Genomic DNA, 19362 nt, shown 5'->3' on the forward strand with positions numbered 1-19362 from the left:
ATGGGCAGCGTCATCGCAGTCGCCAACCAGAAGGGCGGCGTTGGCAAAACCACGACGACCATCAATTTGGCCGCTTCCATTGCTAAAAGAGGCTACAAGGTATTGATTGTCGACATTGACCCGCAGGGCAATGCCACCTCAGGCTTGGGGATTGAGAAGTCGACCATCGAGTATGATATCTACAATGTTCTGATCGATGAAATCCCGATCGCCTCAGCCATCAAGCCGACTAGCAGCAAGAAGCTGGAAATCCTGCCGGCCACGATCAATCTGGCCGGGGCGGAAACCGAGCTGATCAGCATGATGGCCCGGGAAACCCGCTTGAAGGGGGCCATTGAAGACTTGGGCGACAAGTACGACTTCGTCTTTATCGACTGTCCTCCTTCTTTGGGGCAGTTGTCCATCAATGCCTTTACGGCCAGCCAGTCGATTTTGATTCCGGTCCAAAGCGAATACTACGCTATGGAAGGATTGAGCCAGCTGCTCAACACCATCCGCTTAGTCCAGAAGCACTTTAACAAGGACCTGGGCGTGGAGGGGGTCTTGCTGACCATGCTGGATGCCCGGACCAACCTGGGGGCCGACGTGGTCCAGCAGGTCAAGGAATATTTCGGCGACCGGGTCTACAAGACGATCATCCCGCGGATCACCAAGCTGGCTGAAGCGCCAAGCTACGGGGAGGCAATCACGGAATACGCGCCAAGTTCGCGCGGGGCCAAGGTTTATGATGACTTAGCAAAAGAGGTGCTGAAGGCTCATGGCAAGAGACTCAAGAAATAAGAAACAGGAAAAGAAGGGCGGCCTGGGCCGGGGCTTGGGGGCGCTTTTTGAAGAAGAACCCCAGGTAAAGCCGGCCGAAGAAATCGAAGACCTGCCTTTGGCAGAAGTCCGGCCCAACCCTTACCAGCCGCGGAAGAATTTTGATGAAAAGAAGCTGGCCGAACTGGCTGAATCCATCAAGGAAAACGGGGTCCTGCAGCCGATCATCGTCCGCCGGTCAGTCGGCGGCTACGAGATCATCGCCGGTGAGCGACGCTGCCGGGCTTCCGAATTAGCCGGCCAGGCCACCATCCCGGCCATCATCCGCCAGTTTGATGAAAGCCAGATGATGGAAGTGGCCATTTTGGAAAACCTGCAGCGGGAAGACCTGACTCCTTTGGAAGAAGCCCAGGCTTATGAAATGCTGCAAAAGAACCTGGGCTTGACACAGGAAGAGGTTTCCAAGAAGATGGGCAAGTCCCGCCCTTACATCACCAACTACCTCCGTCTGCTCACCCTGCCGCAGAAGACCAAGGGCCTTTTGCAAAGAGGGGAATTGTCCATGGGCCAGGCCAGAACCCTTCTGGGCTTAAAGGACAAGGACAGGATCGATGAACTTGCCAAGCGGGTGGTTAAGGAAGGGATGCCGGTCCGCAAGGTCGAGGCGCTGGTCGCCAAGATGAACGAGCGCGGGCAGAAGCAGAAGAAAAAGAATGCTGGCAAGTCAGCATTCGTGCGGGCCAGCGAAAGCCAGCTGTCCGCCAAGTTCGGCTCGCCGGTAAGCATTACGGAAAACAAGACGGGGAAGGGGCACTTGTCAATTGACTTTGCTTCCCCGGATGAACTGAACCGGATTCTGGATTTGTTAGGTGTGAATCTCGATGACTAAAAACATTACTTTTGACTTGGCGGACACGGTTGAAATGAAGAAGCCCCACGCTTGCCAGACCAACAACTGGGAGGTCCTGCGCCTGGGCGCCGACATCCGCTTGAAATGCATGGGCTGCGGGCACGTGGTCATGATGCCGCGGGCTTATTTCAACAAGAAGGTCAAGAAGGTCCTGACCAAGAGCAATGATCCCGTCAACTTGAAGAACGATTTTTACGTGGCCAAGGAAGACATCGCCCGGCCAAATTTCGGCTAGGCATTGACTAATCTGGCCAAAAGGCCAAGAATTAAACACGCAAGCAAGAAAAAACAAGAAAGAGGAATTACAAAATATGGCTTTAACTGCTGGTATCGTCGGTTTGCCAAACGTCGGCAAGTCAACTCTTTTTAACGCAATTACCAAGGCGGGCGCGGAAATGGCTAACTACCCATTCGCGACCATTGAACCGAACGTGGGGATGGTTGAAGTGCCGGACAAGCGCCTGGCCAGAATCCAAGAACTGATCCCGGCCAAGAAGGTTGTCCACACGACTTTTGAATTCACCGACATTGCCGGTTTGGTCAAGGGGGCTTCCAAGGGTGAAGGCCTGGGCAACAAGTTCCTGGAAAACATCCGCCAGACCGACGCTATCGTACACGTGGTCCGGGCTTTTGACGATGAAAACATCACTTCCGTCTCCGGCAAGGTTGACCCGGAAGAAGACATCGACACCATCAACCTGGAACTGATCTACGCTGACCTGGACTCAGTTGACCGCCGGATCGGCAAGGTGCAGAAGATGGCCCAGCAAAAGGACAAGGAAGCCATGGCTGAATACAATGTCCTGCAAAAGATCAAGCCAGTTCTGGAAGCCGGCGACCCGGTCCGGTCCATCAAGTTCACTGATGACGAAGCCAAGATCGTCAAGGGCCTCTTCCTCCTGACTTCCAAGCCGGTCATCTACGTGGCCAACATCGCGGAAGAATCCATGGCTGATCCGGAAAGCGACAAGTACTACCAAATCGTCAAGGCCCACGCCGACAAGGAAGGGGCTGGCTGCCTGGGCATCTCCGCGGCTATCGAAGAAGAAATTGCCGGCCTGGACGATGAAGAAAAGGCAGAAATGCTGGCGGCTGAAGGGGTTGAAGAATCCGGTTTGGACCGCTTGATCCGAGCTGCCTACCACCTGCTAGGCCTCAGAACCTTCTTTACGGCCGGGGGCAAGGAGACCCGGGCCTGGACCTTCCACCAGGGCATGAAGGCGCCGCAAGTCGCCGGTGTCATCCACTCCGACTTTGAACGGGGCTTCATCCGGGCCGAAGTCGTTTCCTTCGAAGACCTGGACAAGTACGAAAGCATGCAGAAGATCAAGGAAGCCGGCAGAGTCCGCCTGGAAGGCAAGGAATACGAAGTCCAGGACGGCGACATCATCGAATTTAGATTTAACGTATAAGGCAGGAGACAGAAGTGAGCGAAGAAAAGCAAGTTAAGAACGCTTCTCAAGCCGAGCTGCAAAAGCAGGGGCAGGCAGAAGCTAAGACGGAAAGCATCAAGCAGGAGAACCCGGAAGAACTCCGGGGGAAATTGTCCAACAAGAACAAGGACTACATCTACCGCTTGAAGAAGGAACTGGTTGCCGGCGGCATGAGCGATGGCGACGCTGACGCCCAGATCGACGGCCTTTTGCCGGAAATCTACGACGCCCAGATCAAGGGGCAGCCGGCCAACGTTTTGTTTGGCGCCGCGCCTAAGCTGAAGGCCAGCCAGATCCTGCACCCGGTCGTTAAGCCGGAAAGGGTGCCGGACAAGCTGGTAGCCCTGGACGGGGCCCTCTTCTACACGGCCATGCTGACGGTTCTGTTTGGGGTCTTGCAATTGTTCACGGACAACAGCAAGTCCACTTCCTCCGGTTCCGGGATCCTGACCTTGATCGTGATGGGTCTGGCCATGGGCTGGTACTTCACCAAATACAATACCTGGATGCAGCCTGACCCGAAGACCGGCAAGCCGGCCTGGGGCAAGGTGATCTGGGGCCTTCTGGGGTCACTTTTGATCATCATGCTGATCGTCTTTGTCCTCTCAATTCCGGCCCTGTCCGTCATCAACCCGGTTCTGCCAGGCTGGGCTGACATCTTGGTGGCCGCAGCCGCTTACGGGATTCGCTGGCTGGTTCGCCGTCACTACGGGATTGAAGGGACTTCTCTCAGCCCGGACAAGCTGACCATGAAGAAAAGGTAAATCAATAGCGTGCTTTTTAATCATAATGGGTGTAAAATAAGCTGATAAGTATAAAACAAATAGATGCTCAGCATCTATTTGTTTTTGTTTGACGATTTTTTTATAAAAAGCGATGAGCAGTAAAGAGGGAGGTCATTAATGCTTAAAACTTTATTGAAGTCCGTCCGCCAGTACAAAAAAGAGACGCTCTTGTCTCCTTTGTGCGTGGTCGTCGAGGTCTTCATTGAAATGTATATCCCATATATCATGGGGCTCTTGATTGACAATGGAATCAATAAGGGGGACATGGACTACGTGCGCAAGATGGGTCTGTTCACCATCCTGATGGCCCTGATCTCCCTGGTCCTGGGGGCCAGTGCCAGCTACTTCTCAGCCCACGCGGCAGCCGGCTTTGCCGCCAACCTCCGCCATGACATGTTCTACCACATTCAGGACTTTTCATTTGAAAACATTGACAAGTTCTCCAGCGCGAGTCTGGTGACCCGGCTGACGACCGACACCAACAACATCCAGCAGGCCTACCAGATGAGCATCAGAATGGCCGTCCGGGCCCCGTTCATGATGATCATTTCCCTGTTCATGGCAGTTTCGATCAGCTGGAGACTGACACTGGTCTTCCTCGTGGCTGTTCCGGTTTTGGCTTTTGCCATGATCTTGATCATTAAGAATGCCCGGCCATACTTCCCGAGAATTTTCCGGGCCTATGACGAACTGAACCGGAAGGTCCGGGAAAACATCCGCGGGATCCGGGAAGTCAAGACCTATGTCCATGAAGAAGAGCAGATCGATAACTTTAAAAAGTCCACCAGCAAGATCTACAAGCTCTTCAGACGGGCCATGTTCATCATGGCCTTCAACGGCCCGGTCATGACCATGATGATCGACGCTGTCATGCTGGCCCTGTCCTGGTTTGGGGCAAAACTGATCGTGGGCCATCAACTGGCAACCGGCCAGCTGGTTTCCATGTTCTCTTACACCATGTCCATCTTGATGTCCTTGATGATCCTGTCCATGATCTTCACCCAGCTGATGATGGCTCAGTCAAGCGGGCGCCGGGTGGCTGACGTCTTGACCGCCAAGCCAACTATTGTCAACCCGGCCAAGTCACCTTTGACCAGCGTGACCAACGGGGAAGTCGTTTTTGACCACGTTGACTTCAAGTACAACAAGGAAGATGCCCACTATGCCTTAAAGGACATTAACCTGCGGATCAAGTCCGGGGAAACTTTGGGGATTATCGGGGAAACCGGGTCTTCCAAGTCAACCTTGATTTCCATGATTCCTCGCCTTTACGACGTGACCGGCGGGGCAGTCAGAGTCGGCGGCCACAACGTGCGCTCTTACGACCTTAAGACCCTGCGCGACAACGTGGCGGTCGTTTTGCAAAAGAACGTCCTCTTCTCCGGCACTATCAAGGACAACCTCAAGTGGGGGAATGAAAAGGCCAGCGACGAGGAAATCGTCTGGGCAGCCAAGATTGCCCAGGCTGACGGCTTTATCCGGGAAATGCCGGACGGCTATGACACCATGGTCGAACAAGGCGGCAACAATGTTTCCGGGGGGCAAAAGCAGCGGATCACGATCGCTCGGGCCCTGTTGAAGAAGCCGAAGATCCTGATCCTGGACGACTCCACCAGTGCCGTCGACACCAAGACTGAACGGGAAATCCGGGAAGCCTTGAAGCGGGACCTGCCGGAAACGACCAAGATCATCATTGCCCAGCGGATCGTCTCCATCAAGGATGCCGACCGGATCGTGGTCATGAACCATGGGAAGATCGAAGACGTCGGAACCCACGATGAATTGATCAAGCGCAACGACTTGTACTCATCCATCGCCAAGTTCCAGGAAGAAAACAGCAAGTAGGTGATAATCGATGACTAAAAAACAAGCTCAGCAACCATCACAAATGCAGACCTTGACCCGCCTGCTGAAATACGTCTACCGGGTTAGCCCGGCGGCTTTGATCGTTTCCCTGGTCTCCGTGATCATCAGCGCGGCGGCTTCCGTTGTCGGCTCCTTGTTCATTGAACAGGTTATCGACCGCTACATCACGCCCATGCTCAAGCAAAAGAGCCCGGACTTTGGCCCCTTGGCTCACGCTGTTTTGCTCATGGCCGGAGTTTACGCCATCGGTCTGGTCGCCAACTACCTTTTCACCTTGCTAATGATGGTCTTGTCCCAGCAGGTGCAAAAGCAAATCAGAAATGAAATGTTTACCCACATGCAGCGGCTGCCGATAGCCTTTTTTGACCAGAACGAATACGGCGACATCATGTCCCGCTACACTAACGACATCGACACCTTGATGCAGATGATTTCCCAGGCCCTGCCGATGTTCGCTAACTCTGTCTTTTCAGTAGTCTTCGTTTTGGCGGGGATGCTCTATCTCAGCTGGCAATTGACCCTGGTTTCCCTGGTAGTGGTTCTCCTGTCCTTAGGCGTTGTCCGCTACTTGACCGGCAAGTCCAGCTACTACTTTGACCAGCAGCAGAAGACTATGGGGATGGTCAACGGCTACAACGAAGAAATGCTTAACGGTTTGAAGGTCATCAAGGTCTTCTCCCATGAACCGGAAGCCAAGGCCGACTTTGACCGCTACAATGACCAGCTGCGGATTGCCTCAGGCAAGGCCAACACCTATGCCACCATCTTGTTCCCAATCATGGGCAATATCGGCAACCTGCTCTATGTCTTGATCGCCTTGATCGGCGGGGCGGCAATCTTAGCCGGCAACATTCCGCTGACCTTGGGGGCTCTGGCTTCCTTCATGCAGCTGTCCAAGGCCTTCATCATGCCGATCGCCCAGATTTCCCAGCAGCTGAACGCCATCGTTCTGGCTATTGCCGGGGCCCGGCGGATTTTCCAGGTCCTGGATGAAAAAGTTGAAGTCGACGACGGCCAGGTAACTATCGAAGAAAAGCCGGGCGTCAAGAATGCCTGGCAGTGGAAGCTGCCGACCGAAAACGGCTTTAAGTACGTGCCAGTCAAGGGTCACATCGTTTTTGACCACGTCAGCTTCGGCTATGTACCAGGCAAGCAGATCCTGCACGACATTTCCCTTGAAGCCAAGCCTGGCATGAAGGTGGCCCTGGTCGGGGAAACGGGGGCCGGGAAGACTACCATTTCCAACATGATCAACCGCTTCTATGAAATTAATTCCGGCACGATCACTTACGACGGGATCGATATCAAGGACATCAAGAAGGATGACCTCCGCAAGTCTGTCTCCATCGTTTTGCAGGAAACTCACATGTTTACCGGCAACATCATGGAAAACATCCGCTTCGGCCGGCCTGACGCTTCAGATGACGACGTCTACCAGGCAGCCCGCCTGGCCCGGGCCGACGAGTTCATCCATGACCTGGATGATGGCTATGAAACGGTGATCGACGGGGGCGGCGGTGACCTCTCTCAAGGGCAGCTGCAGCTGCTCTCCATTGCCCGGGCCATGATCTCTGACAAGCCGGTTATGATCCTGGACGAAGCCACCAGTTCCATCGACACCCGGACTGAGCGCCTGGTGCAAGCCGGGATGGACAACCTTTTGGCTGGCCGGACCAGCTTCGTCATCGCCCACCGTCTGTCCACCATCGTCAACTCCGACTTGATCATAGTCCTGGACCACGGCCGGATCCTGGAAGCCGGCAACCACGACCAGCTTCTGGCCAAGCAGGGCTACTACTACGAGCTCTACACCGGCAAAAAAGAAATCCAATAAGAGCGAATCTTATGTTTTGCTAAAATCCAAGTCAGAGCGTACGTCAAAGTACGCTCTTTTTGGTATATTGGTTAAAATAAAAGGTACAATACAGGATAGATAAGTTTGGAATAGAAGAGGTTTTGCAAATGAAAATTCTCGTTGTCGATGATGACCACGAAATCGTGGAACTCTTAAGCATTTATTTGAAGAACGAAGGCTATGAGCCGATTGCCGCCTACAATGGCAAGGAAGCTTTGACCAAGCTCTCAACCACGCCAGATATCGCCTTGATGATTCTGGACGTGATGATGCCGAACCTGTCAGGCATCGATGTGGTCAAGGAAGTTCGCAAGGATTCTGACATTCCGATCATCATCGTCAGCGCCAAGACCGGCGATATGGATAAGATCCAGGGCTTGATCACCGGGGCCGACGACTACGTGTCCAAGCCTTTCAACCCCCTGGAAGTCATGGCCCGGGTCCGGTCCCTTTTGCGTCGCAGCCGGAAGCAGGTCAAGAAAGAGGAGCCTGACGTTTTGGAAGTCGGGCCTCTGATCATCAACAAGGACTCCCATGAGGTCAAGACGGTTGAAGGCAAGGAAATCCAACTGACAGCCCTGGAATTCGGCATTCTTTATCTTTTGGCCAGCCACCCCAACCGGGTCTTCTCAGCTGATGAGATCTTCGAGCGGGTTTGGCAGCAAGAGTCCATTGTTAGCGCCAAGACGGTCATGGTTCACGTTTCCCACTTGCGGGACAAGATCCAGAAGGCCACCGACGGCGAAGAAGTCATCAAGACTGTATGGGGTGTAGGTTACAAGGTTGAAGCCTAAGCAAGACAAAGAAAAACAAGTCGTCCAGGGCAAGCGGCCCCGGGTCAAGCTGACCGCGGCTGAGAAGAGCGAGCTTTTTGCTGAAGGCGTGGTGACGGTCATCATCATGCTGCTCTTGAACATGTCCGTCATCATCCTCTACCATTTGGCGGTCCTGCAGGACAAGAGCCTGGTCAACGGCATTTATTTTTTGAAAAAGACCATGACGATCGGACCGGGCTACCATATCTGGTCCTGGGAAAGAATCGGGATCATTTTGATGGGGATCGCTGACGTCATCGTCTTGTACTGGCGCTTAATCCGCCGCTACCACCAAATGCAGCTGCGGCACATCATTTCCGAATTGCACTATATTGCCAACGGCCACTTTGACCACCGGATTTCCTTCAGCGTCAACAACGACATGCAGAAGGTGATCGATTCCATCAACTCCCTGGTCGACTCAACCATGGGGGCGATCAATGAAGAAAAGGCGATCGAGCAGTCGAAAGACGAACTGATCACCAATGTTTCCCACGATATCCGGACCCCTTTGACCAGCATCATCGGCTACCTGGGCCTGCTGAAGAACGGGGCCGTGACCAGCCAGGAGGACATGCTCAAGTACATCAATATCGCCTATGACAAGGCTGAGCAGATGAAGTCCCTGGCCAATGACCTTTTCGAGTACACTACCTTGAAGTCGACCAAGACCAAGCTGAACGTGACCCCGATCAATATCAAGGGCATGATGGAGCAGGTGGCGGCCGGCTTTGAGCTAGAAGCGGAGAAGAAGGGCATTGCCTTTAGCGTCAAGGCCCGGCCGGATGATTTGATCGTCAACGCCGACGTGGAAAAGCTGGTCCGGGTCTACAACAACTTGATCTCCAATGCCTTAAAGTACGCAGCTGGGGCCAGCCGGATCAACCTGGTGGCCAACCTGATCAACCACGAGCAGGTTGAGCTGCGGGTTGAGAATAACGGGGAACCGATTCCCAAGGACAAATTGAAGAAGATTTTTGATCGCTTCTACCGGGTGGAAAGCTCGCGCAATACCAAGACCGGGGGCACGGGCTTAGGCCTGTCCATCGTTCAGGGGGCTGTCGAGCTGCACGGGGGGACGATCCGCTGTGAATCAAACAAGGATTGGACCAGTTTCATCATTCTCTTGCCCCGGGATCCCCAGGCAAATAACTTTGCTCTTAGACCTGTGGTATAATTTGAAATGAATCTTAATTGACAGTGAGGAGTAAAAATGAGCATCTCATTAAACACCTGTATTTTAATCTTAAAAGAACACCACCTACTCAAGTCCAGTGCCGTCCAGGACACTGTCCAGACCAGAATGGAGGCTGTTTCTTATGACTCACGCGATGTCCAGAACAACAGCCTCTTCTTCTGCAAGGGGGCGGGCTTCCGGCCAACCTACCTGACCATGGCCAAGGAAAACGGGGCAATTGCCTACGTGGCTGAGCAGCCATACCCGGAAGGCACGGGGATGCACGCCTTGATCGTCCGCAACGTGTCCAAGGCGATGGCCCTTTTGTCAGCTGCCTTCTACCGCTTCCCGCAAGACGACCTCTTCCTGGTTGGCTTTACCGGGACCAAGGGCAAGACCACTTCCGCCTACTTCTTAAAGGGGATGCTGGACCAGCTCAACGGGGGCCGGACTGCTCTTTTGTCCTCAGTCGACAACATCCTCGGGCCGGCTCCGGAAGACACCTTCAAGTCCAGCCTGACCACGCCGGAATCACTGGACTTGTTCAGAGACATGCGGCGGGCAGTTGACAACGGCATGACCCACATGGTTATGGAAGTGTCATCCCAAGCCTACAAGAAGAACCGGGTCTTTGGTCTGACCTACGACCTGGGCTTCTTCCTGAACATCAGCCCGGACCACATCGGGGTCAACGAGCACCCGAACTTTGAGGACTACCTCCACTGCAAGCTGCAGCTTTTGGTTAACTCCCGCAAGTGCATCATCAACGCGGAAACCGACCGTTTCGCTGATGTTTACGCGGCAGCAACGACCACGACCAACCCGGACAGCATCTACCTGTTTGCCCGGGACGGCTTTGAAAACCCGGATCTGAAGAAGCCGATCGACTTCCGCTACAAGTCCGTGGAAACTGACCTGGCTGAAACCAAGTTCACCTTGACTACGGCTTCAAGCAAGGCCCACAAGCTGCCAATCTCTGGTGAATACACTCTGCAGATGATCGGCGACTTCAACGAAACCAACGCTACCGGCGCCATCATCGGGGCTGGCCTAGCCGGGATGAGCTATGAAGACTGCGCCAAGGGGATCCGGCAAGTGACCATCCCAGGCCGGATGGAAACCGTCACGACCCAAAAGCACGGCTTGATTGTGGTGGACTATGCCCACAACAAGGCCTCGATGCTGGCCTTGATGCGGTTCATGCGCCGGGAATTCACCAACCCCCGGGTTATCGTCGTGGTCGGCGCGCCTGGGGACAAGGGAATTTCCCGCCGGCCGGGCTTCAGTGAAAGCTTGACGGCGGAAGCTGACAAGGCCTACCTGACCACGGACGACCCTGGCTTTGAAAATGCCCAGGACATCTGCGAGGAAATCGATGCCGGGATCGACCACTCCAAGTGTGAAACGGTTATCGAACTGGACCGGGAGAAGGCCATCAAGGAAGCCATTTCCGAAGCTGGCCCGAACGACGTGGTCCTGCTCTGCGGCAAGGGGGCTGACGCCTTCCAGAAGATCCGCGGGGTAGACACCCCATATGCCGGCGATATTGTTATCGCCCGGCAGGTGGTCCAGGAATTAGAAAAGTAAGGATTGATATTTAGTGAAGCATTTCTTTAGCATTATTGGCGGGATGGGAACCATTGCGACCGAAAGCTATGTCCGCTTGATCAATCACCGGGTCAAGATCAGCAAGGACCAGGACTACTTGAACTACATCCTGGTCAATGATGCCCAGGTGCCAGACCGGACGGCCTACATCAAGGACCACAGCCAGCCGAATTTTTTCAATGCGCTTAAAGAAGATGTTTTAGGCCAGGCCAAGCTGGGGCCGGACTTCATGGTCATGCCCTGCAACACGGCCCACTACTTTTATGACGACCTGGCGGCCTTGACCGACATTCCCTTCCTGCACATGATGCGGATTGCCGTGCACCAATATGTCGACCAGTTCCCAAACAGTCCCAAGATCGGCTTGATCGCGACTGAAGGGTCAATTTACGACCACCTTTATGAAGACGAGATCCACCGGGTGGGACGGGAAGTCGAATTCGGCGGTCCCGAGATCCAGCCGATGGTGACGGAATTGATCTACCGGGACATCAAGGAGAAGGGGATCGTCGACAAGGAGCTCTACCATGAGATCCTCCGCAAGATGCACGACGAATATGGCTGCGACGTGATCCTGCTGGGCTGCACGGAACTTTCCTTAGCCCAGGAGCAGGCGCCGGACCACCCCTACCAGGTTATCGACCCCCAGTCGATCATCGCTGACGTGTCGATCGAACTGGCTCTGGCGATCAGGAACGGGCAAGATCCCCGCCAGGCCTGCCAGAAATATCTATATGACTAAATAAAAGAACAGGGTTTCCTGCTCTTTTTTGCTTGCCTGGCTAATTTTAAGTATGTTTCAGTCAAAAAAAGTCAATTTTTTAGGAAAATCGCTCATTTTTGACGGAAAATGATTGCTTTTGACTGAGAAAGCCTTTACAATAGATAACGAGGTAAGATAAAGATGCTGACGGAAGAGCGGCAACAAATGATTGCCCATTATGTAGACGAACATCAGATTTGCCGCGTAACGGAACTTTGCCGCTTGACCTCGACATCCGAGTCGACGATCAGACGCGATCTGAGTGAAATGGAAGACCGGGGCCTGCTTAAACGAGTCCACGGCGGAGCGCAGAGCCTGCAGACTTTTGGCCAGGATGTGGCCCAGCAGATCCGCTTCAATCTGAACAAGGATGACAAGCTGGCTATTGCCCGCCTGGCCGCCAGGAAGGTCCGCCCGCACGACTATCTCTTTTTAGACGCGGGGACGACCATTTATGAAATGGTTCCCTTTTTAAAAGAGATCAGCGGCCTGCACGTGGTGACCAACGGGCTGGAAACGGCCCTGGCCTTGACTGACGCTGGAATTGACTGCTGCCTTTTAGGCGGCCATGTCAAGCGGCAGACCCACGCGGTCATTGGCGCGACCACTGTCTCCCGCCTGCAGGAGCTGAACTTCAACGCGGCTTTCATTGGGGCCAACGCCCTGAGCCCGGCCGGCTTTTTAACCACGCCGGACACTGAGGAAGCTGCCGTGAAAAGGACGGCTATCCAGCAAAGCCAGCAGGCTTTCGTTTTAATCGACCGCAGCAAATTTAACGCGGTAACTTTTGCCGAATTCGCCAAGACCGACCAGGTGACCATCATCAGCCGCCTGGAGGCTGGCGACCGGGAGAAATTGCCAGTAAATATTCAACTTGAGGAGGCTAAATAATGATTTACACCGTGACTGTCAACCCAGCTTTGGACTACGTTCTGCAACTGCCAGAAGTCAAGGACGGGGAGACCAACCGGTCAAGCGACACCCAGTTCTTAGCTGGGGGCAAGGGAATCAACGTTTCCCAGATTCTTAACCAATTAGGCGTGGACAACACTGCCTGGGGCTTTGTCGGCGGCTTTACCGGCGAAGAATTGATCCGCCAATTGAACGTCAAGAAGATCAGCAGCGACTTCGTAAGAATCAGCGACGACACCCGGGTGAACGTTAAGATCCACGCCCAGGAAGAAACTGAAATAAACGCGGCTGGCCCGGACATTACCGACCAGGAAGTCGCAGCCTTCAAGTCCCGCCTGGACGACCTGGAAGCAGGCGATGTCGTTGTTTTGAGCGGCAGCCTGGCTCCAAGCCTGCCAACGGACTTCTACGAAAGCCTTCTGCCGCTGATCCGGGAAAAGGGGGCGGAATTCGTCGTTGACACGACTGGCGAAGCCCTGCTGCGTACTTTGAAGTTCAATCCATTGGTTATCAAGCCAAACCACCACGAACTGGCTGACCTCTTTGACACCAGCTTCTCATCAACTGCCGACATGCTGGAAGCAGCCAAGAAGCTGCAGAAGCTGGGCGCGCAAAACGTCATGATCTCCATGGCTGGCGAAGGTGCTTACCTGGTAACTGCTGACCACGTCTACCACGCCAACGCGGCCACGGGCACGGTGGTCAACTCCGTTGGCGCCGGGGACTCCATGATTGCCGGTTTCGTCGGCACCTGGTTTGAAAAGCACGACGCGGTTGAAGGCCTCCGGGTCGGTAGCGCCTGCGGCGGGGCAACGGCTTTCACTGAAGACATCGCGGTTAAGAGCCAAATCGACGCCGTTTTGCCGCAAATCAAGATCGACGTCGTTGAATAAAGGGAATAAGAAGTAACAGAGTATTTTTTAGTAACTGAGGAGAACAAGATGCGGATTAAAGACATTTTGAGCCCAGAGTCGATGATTATGGACTTGCAGGCTACCACCAAGGAAGAAGCCATCAACGAAATGGCCGACTTGGAAGTAGCTACGGGCGTCGTCAACAACAAGGAAAAGTTCGTTGAATCCATCTGGGCCCGGGAAAAGGAATCCACTACCGGGATCGGCGGCGGGATTGCCATGCCTCACGCCAGAAACGAATACATTAACAAGACTCGGGTGCTTTTTGCCAAGAGTGAAAAGGGCGTGGACTTCGACTCATTAGACCAGCAGCCAGTCTACCTCTTCTTCATGATCACTGCCCCAGCCGGTGCGGACAACACCCACTTGCAAGCCCTGGCTAAGCTGAGCAGCCTCTTGATCAACCCTGACCTGGTTGAAAAGCTGAAGGCAGCTAAGACGGCTGACGAAGTTATCGACCTCTTCAGCCAGGCAGAAGCTGACAAGGACAAGGAAGACGCTGAACGCGAAGTCAAGCTGGCCGCTAAGAAGGAAGCAGAAGCTAAGGCAGCTAGTGACGAAAAGCCATTGATCGTCGGCGTTACTGCCTGCATCAACGGGATCGCCCACACTTACATGGCTGAAGAAGCCCTGATCAAGGCCGGTGAAAAGCGTGGCGTTGAAGTCCGGATTGAAACCAACGGTTCAGAAGGCGTTAAGCACGAACTGACTGCTGACGAAATCAAGCGGGCTAAGGGTGTTATCATCGCTTCCGACAAGGAGGTCAAGATGGCCCGCTTTGACGGCAAGCAACTGGTCAAGCACCCGGTTGTTGACGGGATCAACAAGCCAGACCAACTGATTGACGAGATCCTGTCCGGCAAGGGCAGCGTTTACCATGCAGAAGCTGGTGAAGCCAGTGAAAGCTCAGCTGCAAGCGACGGCAGCGTATGGTCAACTATCTACCGGCACTTGATGATCGGTATTTCCCACATGCTTCCGTTCGTTATCGGTGGCGGTATCTTGATGGCCATCTCCTTCCTGGTTGAACAATACATGGGTGGCGCCAAGAGCCCGGCCTTCATCTTCTTGAACAGTGCTGGTAACCTGGCCTTCGCCTTCATGGTTCCGGTTCTGGCCGGCTACATCGCTGAATCAATCGGTGACCTGCCAGCCTTGATGCCAGGTTTCGTCGGTGGTTTCATGGCCTCAATCGCCAACTCTTCCTTGGGTGGCTCTTACGCTGTTAACGCCAACGCCAAGGCTGCTTCACCAGCCGGCTTCCTGGGCGGGATTGCCATCGGTTTCATCGCCGGTTACCTGATCTTGGGCCTCAAGAAGCTCTTCGCTAAGCTGCCGAAGAACGTTGAAGGTATGAAGCCAATGTTGCTCTACCCAATCTTTGGTCTGCTCTTCGTAGCCTTGATCATGTACTACATCATCAACCCGGTCTTCGGTGCCTTGAACGGGGTTATCACCAACTTCTTGAACGGCATGGGCACTGGCAACCTGGTTCTCTTGACCACGATCCTGGCCGGCATGATGAGTATCGACATGGGTGGTCCTTTCAACAAGGCCGCTTACGTCTTCGCTTCAGGTGCCTTCGCCAACGACCCGACTTCCAAGACCTCAGCTATCTTGATGGCTGCCGTTATGGTTGGTGGTATGGTAGCACCATTCGCGACTGCTATCGCGACTACTTTCTTCAAGAACAAGTTTACCGAAGATGAACGCCGGGCCGGTGTTTCCAACTGGATCCTGGGCTTCTCCTTCATCTCTGAAGGGGCTATCCCATTCGCCAGTGCTGACCCGCTGCATGTTATCGTCTCATCAATCGTCGGCAGTGCTGTCGGCGGGGCCCTGGTAGGTCTGTGGCACGTCGGCGTGCCAGCACCTCACGGTGGTTTCTGGGTTATCGCTTTGTCCAGCAACTGGCTGGGCTACCTGGGCGCCGTAGCTGTCGGCTCAATCGTGGCTGCTTTGATGATGGGCTTCTGGAAGAAACCAATTGAAAAGTAAACAAATAAGTTAAAATGCAAAACAGGAGGGGATTAAGTCCCTCCTGTTTTGCATTTTAGCCCTAAATTTTCTTTTTAGAAAAAACACTGGCATTCTCCTGGAAGATTTGTTATATTCCAATGATACAGATTTTTTAAATGCGGACAAAAAGCAAGTAATAGCGGGCAAAATTCTGTAAGATAGATAGTGGAAAAAGCAAAAGAAAGCAAAAGTTTTATACTTACTGAAAAATGAGACGATTTATTACGAGAATGGAGCAGAAAAGATGATCAAGTTAATCGCGACCGACATGGATGGTACCTGGCTCAACTCCAAGAAGGAGTACGACCTGGACAAGTTCAAGCAAATCATGGACATGGCCAGGGAAAAGGGGGTCAAGTTCGTCATCGCCAGCGGCAACCAGTATGAAAACCTGGTTACCCGTTTTCCGAAAGAATACCTCAGCCAGCTCTACTTCGTGGCTGAAAACGGGGCCTATGTCTTGAAGGGGCGGGAAATCCTCAACATCGTGGACTTAAACAGCGATGAACTGGCCACGATCCACGAGATCAAGGAAAAGTACGGCCAGGACCACCCGACTGTCTTGGCCGGGGTGAATAGCGCCTACACCTTGCAGAGCTACGGGGAAGAGTTTTACAACTACCTCCACCTTTTTTACCAGGAACTGAAAGCAGTGGACGACTACGAAAGCGTCAAGGACCGGATCTTCAAGTTCACTGTGGCGACAGGGGAAGGGGAATCATCAACCTTTGCCCAGCAGCTCAAGCGGGAATTCCCGAGCCTGGACATGGTGGCCGGTAGCGACTCAGCCGTTGACATCAGCAAGCTGGGCATGAACAAGGCGGTAGGCCTCAAGCTTTTGGGCAAGCGCTACGGGATCCCGGCTGACGAAATGGTGGCCTTCGGCGACGGGGGCAACGACGTGGCCATGCTCCAATACGTGGGCCAGAGCTACGCGACAGCTACGGCTTTGCCGGAAGCCAAGCGGGCGGCTAACGGGATCATCGGCTCAAGCGATGAAAGTGCCGTCCAGGATAAGGTTCTGGACTTGCTGAAGAAGATATAGAGAGTAGAGGTAAGTAAATGAGTAAAGCTTTGCAGGTCGTGGACTTGAGCATGAAGTTCGACGACCAGGAGATTTTTAAAAAGATCAATTTCAGCCTGGAGACCGGGTCCATGACGGCTCTTTTGGGCCCTAACGGGGCCGGGAAGACCACCCTGGTCAGAATACTGATAGGGATGCTGAGCCCCAGCCACGGCTATTTTGAGCTGGCTGACGACGTAAAGGTGGGCTATGTGCCCCAGTTCCGCAATATCGACCCGGACTATCCCTTGTCGATCAAGTCCTTTATCGAATTAAACACGCCTTTTTGGAAGAGCCAGAAGGTTAAGGACCAGGTCAACCATATTTTGCAGGAGACCCACTTGAAAGGCCTGGCGGACACCAGGATGGGGGAGGCTTCCGGCGGGCAGAAGCAGCGGGCCTACCTGGCCCAGGCCCTCTTGGACCAGCCGAACTTCATTATCTTGGATGAAGCCACGGCCAGCCTGGACCCTAAGGCCAAGGAAGAATTGATGAGCCTGATCGCCCACCTCAACCATGAACACAAGATGACGGTCTTGTTCGTCACCCACGACATTCCTTTGGCCAAGCGCTATATGAAGGACTATCTTTACTTAAGCGACGGGACGGTCAGCCAGGGGAAGATGGAAGATTTTAAGGAGAGTTTCAACTGATGTTTGTCTACGAATTCATGCGCAATGCTTTTTGGGCGGCCACCTTTATCGCGATTACCTGCGGGGTGGTGGGCGTCTATGTCGTGGCCCGCAATTTCAGTTTCCTGGCCCACACCCTGTCGGAAATCGGCTTTGCCGGGGCGGCTTTTGCCATTTTGATGGGACTGAAGCCTTTGACGGGGATGCTGATTTTTGCCCTCCTGGGTTCAATCGGGGTCGGGGAATTGTCCATGCAGACTGAGCAGAAGGAGTCGTCGATTTCCGCGATTTCCGCCTTCTTCGTCGGCCTGGGGATCCTCTTTTTGTCCCTGTCCAGCTCATCCAGCAGCTACGCGACCAACATTTTGTTCGGGTCGATTATCGGGGTGTCCAGATCCAGCGTCTACCAGCTGGTCGGCCTGTCAGTGGTTGTCTTATTGATTATTTTTGCCATCCAGCGGCCCCTGAACTATGATTCCTTTGACCATATCGGGGCAGCAGCCCACCACATCAATACCGGCTTTATCGGGGTGGTCTTCCTGGTGGCTTTGGCCATGGCGGTTTCCATTGGCTCCCAGATGGTCGGGTCCATGCTGGTCTTTGTCCTTTTGACCATGCCGTCATCAACGGCCCGTTATTTGGGCAAGTCGATTCCGAGCATGCTGGCCTGGTCGGTCGGCCTGGCCCTGTTGGGGGTCTGGGCCGGGCTGTGCCTGGGCTACATCACCAACTGGCCGGTAACCTTTTTCATTTCGGTAATTGAGGTAACGGCTTACCTGCTGGTTTACTTCACCCAAGCCATAAAGAAGCGGGCGTAGTCAAATATGGAATTTTAGGAGCTCTTGAGCTCCTTTTCTTTTGCCTAAAATTGTATTTTTCTATGTAATACTGGGCTTGAGAGCATTTTTTGCCAGTTAAGCATACAGAGTTCTTATCAAAAAAGGGGAAGTAAAAATGATCTACTGCGCTAACTGCGGCGCCAAAAACCAGGCCAATGCTACTTTCTGCGCCAATTGCGGGGCAAAGTTAGTTAAGCCGGCACAATCAAGCCAGCCAACTCAGCAAGTTCAACCCGTTAAGCCAGCTAAAACAGGCAAAAGGCGGGCCGACCTCAAGCAGGTCCGGAAGTGGGATAAGCAAATCGTGCAGCCTCTCCAGGAATACTACAAGGCCAACCCAGACCAAGGCCAACAGCGAAGATGCTGAAGACCTTCTCCAGGATATCTGGGATGACAATGACAGCAAAGACTGGGTCAACGGCAGCAGCAATACCGGCTACCTCAGCATCAAGAAGCTGCACGACAACTGGGACGACTCTGACTCAGTCGCTAATTACAACGAAGTCGTCAGCGTCCTGTCTACCAGCCCGGTCGGCAGCGGCAAGACTTACGTCAACTACACGGTCACCCACAAGCTCTCTTACACCGGTGACAAGGATGACACCAGCGTGACTGACACTTACCAAAACGGGATCATCAGCCAAGACAGTGACGGCGACTACGTTTTGGAAAAATTAGGTACGCCTAACGCTAAATAGCAAAATTTTTTAAATCTTTTTTGACGATCAATAGAGGCAACCTTGTTAACAAACAAGTTTGTGAAAAAATATATAGAGCCCCGCAATAGAGGGGCTTTTTTGGATCCTTCTTTTAGCAAACAAAAACATTGTGAAACAAGTTCAAGTACAAGCGCTAATATATCAACGTTTTAAATCAATATTCACATGACCTTTTTAAGCGCTTTCATGTACGATAATCCTTGTGAAAAATACTGGTTCAGTATAAAAACTTGTGTAAATGACTGAGAGACTTAGAAAGCTTTCCGCGATAGTTCCATTAACCGCAGGAAGAA

The 19362-nt window shown here is 53.3% G+C and carries 18 protein-coding genes; all 18 read left to right on the forward strand.

What is annotated here, in order from left to right:
• The 18 genes from FD23_RS02800 (at nt 1) to FD23_RS02885 (ending at nt 18717) form a co-directional block, all read left to right on the forward strand.
• Nucleotides 1-780, forward strand: coding sequence for a ParA family protein (locus FD23_RS02800; protein WP_025895810.1), 780 nt, complete (start codon nt 1-3; stop codon nt 778-780).
• Nucleotides 758-1648 carry a ParB/RepB/Spo0J family partition protein gene (locus tag FD23_RS02805; RefSeq protein ID WP_025895811.1) on the forward strand — a complete coding sequence of 297 codons (891 nt, stop codon included), beginning with the start codon at nt 758-760 and terminating at the stop codon, nt 1646-1648. Before FD23_RS02800 ends, FD23_RS02805 begins: the two co-directional genes overlap by 23 nt.
• Nucleotides 1641-1904 (forward strand): DUF951 domain-containing protein, encoded by a 264-nt coding sequence (locus FD23_RS02810; protein WP_025895812.1) that lies wholly within the window; start codon nt 1641-1643, stop codon nt 1902-1904. Before FD23_RS02805 ends, FD23_RS02810 begins: the two co-directional genes overlap by 8 nt.
• 76 nt (nt 1905-1980) lie before the next feature.
• On the forward strand, nt 1981-3081 hold the full coding sequence (gene ychF / locus FD23_RS02815) for a redox-regulated ATPase YchF (RefSeq protein ID WP_002879521.1): 1101 nt from the start codon (nt 1981-1983) through the stop codon (nt 3079-3081).
• A gap of 14 nt (nt 3082-3095) precedes the next feature.
• A complete protein-coding gene (locus FD23_RS02820) occupies nt 3096-3866 on the forward strand; it encodes a DUF1129 domain-containing protein (RefSeq protein ID WP_052933796.1) in 771 nt (256 codons plus the stop codon).
• A gap of 138 nt (nt 3867-4004) precedes the next feature.
• Complete coding sequence (locus FD23_RS02825) at nt 4005-5732, forward strand: ABC transporter ATP-binding protein (RefSeq protein ID WP_025895814.1); 1728 nt, start codon at nt 4005-4007, stop codon at nt 5730-5732.
• Nucleotides 5733-5742: 10 nt separating this feature from the next.
• A complete protein-coding gene (locus FD23_RS02830; RefSeq protein ID WP_025895815.1) occupies nt 5743-7587 on the forward strand; it encodes an ABC transporter ATP-binding protein in 1845 nt (614 codons plus the stop codon).
• 128 nt (nt 7588-7715) lie between these two features.
• Nucleotides 7716-8402 (forward strand): response regulator transcription factor CroR, encoded by a 687-nt coding sequence (gene croR, locus FD23_RS02835; protein ID WP_025895816.1) that lies wholly within the window; start codon nt 7716-7718, stop codon nt 8400-8402.
• On the forward strand, nt 8392-9600 hold the full coding sequence (locus FD23_RS02840) for a sensor histidine kinase (RefSeq protein WP_013440251.1): 1209 nt from the start codon (nt 8392-8394) through the stop codon (nt 9598-9600). The genes croR and FD23_RS02840 overlap by 11 nt, the downstream gene beginning before the upstream one ends.
• Nucleotides 9601-9636: 36 nt before the next feature.
• Nucleotides 9637-11187: a UDP-N-acetylmuramoyl-L-alanyl-D-glutamate--2,6-diaminopimelate ligase gene (locus FD23_RS02845; RefSeq protein WP_025895818.1), complete on the forward strand. Its 1551-nt coding sequence runs from the start codon at nt 9637-9639 to the stop codon at nt 11185-11187.
• A 13-nt stretch (nt 11188-11200) separates the two neighbouring features.
• The gene (locus FD23_RS02850; RefSeq protein WP_003613284.1) at nt 11201-11950 is read left to right on the forward strand and encodes an aspartate/glutamate racemase family protein; all 750 of its coding nucleotides are present in this window, start codon (nt 11201-11203) and stop codon (nt 11948-11950) included.
• 162 nt (nt 11951-12112) lie between these two features.
• Nucleotides 12113-12862: a DeoR/GlpR family DNA-binding transcription regulator gene (locus FD23_RS02855; RefSeq protein ID WP_025895820.1), complete on the forward strand. Its 750-nt coding sequence runs from the start codon at nt 12113-12115 to the stop codon at nt 12860-12862.
• Complete coding sequence (gene pfkB, locus FD23_RS02860; protein WP_025895821.1) at nt 12862-13776, forward strand: 1-phosphofructokinase; 915 nt, start codon at nt 12862-12864, stop codon at nt 13774-13776. The genes FD23_RS02855 and pfkB overlap by 1 nt, the downstream gene beginning before the upstream one ends.
• 48 nt (nt 13777-13824) lie before the next feature.
• Nucleotides 13825-15795, forward strand: coding sequence for a PTS fructose transporter subunit IIABC (locus FD23_RS02865; RefSeq protein WP_052933795.1), 1971 nt, complete (start codon nt 13825-13827; stop codon nt 15793-15795).
• 265 nt (nt 15796-16060) lie between these two features.
• Complete coding sequence (locus tag FD23_RS02870; RefSeq protein WP_052933794.1) at nt 16061-16861, forward strand: HAD family hydrolase; 801 nt, start codon at nt 16061-16063, stop codon at nt 16859-16861.
• A gap of 17 nt (nt 16862-16878) precedes the next feature.
• Entirely contained in the window at nt 16879-17532 is a 654-nt protein-coding gene (locus tag FD23_RS02875) for a metal ABC transporter ATP-binding protein (protein WP_025896483.1), read from the forward strand.
• The gene (locus FD23_RS02880; RefSeq protein ID WP_025896481.1) at nt 17532-18329 is read left to right on the forward strand and encodes a metal ABC transporter permease; all 798 of its coding nucleotides are present in this window, start codon (nt 17532-17534) and stop codon (nt 18327-18329) included. The genes FD23_RS02875 and FD23_RS02880 overlap by 1 nt, the downstream gene beginning before the upstream one ends.
• 136 nt (nt 18330-18465) lie before the next feature.
• Nucleotides 18466-18717: a zinc-ribbon domain-containing protein gene (locus FD23_RS02885; protein WP_025896480.1), complete on the forward strand. Its 252-nt coding sequence runs from the start codon at nt 18466-18468 to the stop codon at nt 18715-18717.
• Nucleotides 18718-19362 lie beyond the last annotated feature (645 nt).

This window comes from Lactobacillus delbrueckii subsp. delbrueckii DSM 20074 = JCM 1012, assembly GCF_001433875.1.
Classification (GTDB): Bacteria; Bacillota; Bacilli; order Lactobacillales; family Lactobacillaceae; genus Lactobacillus; species Lactobacillus delbrueckii.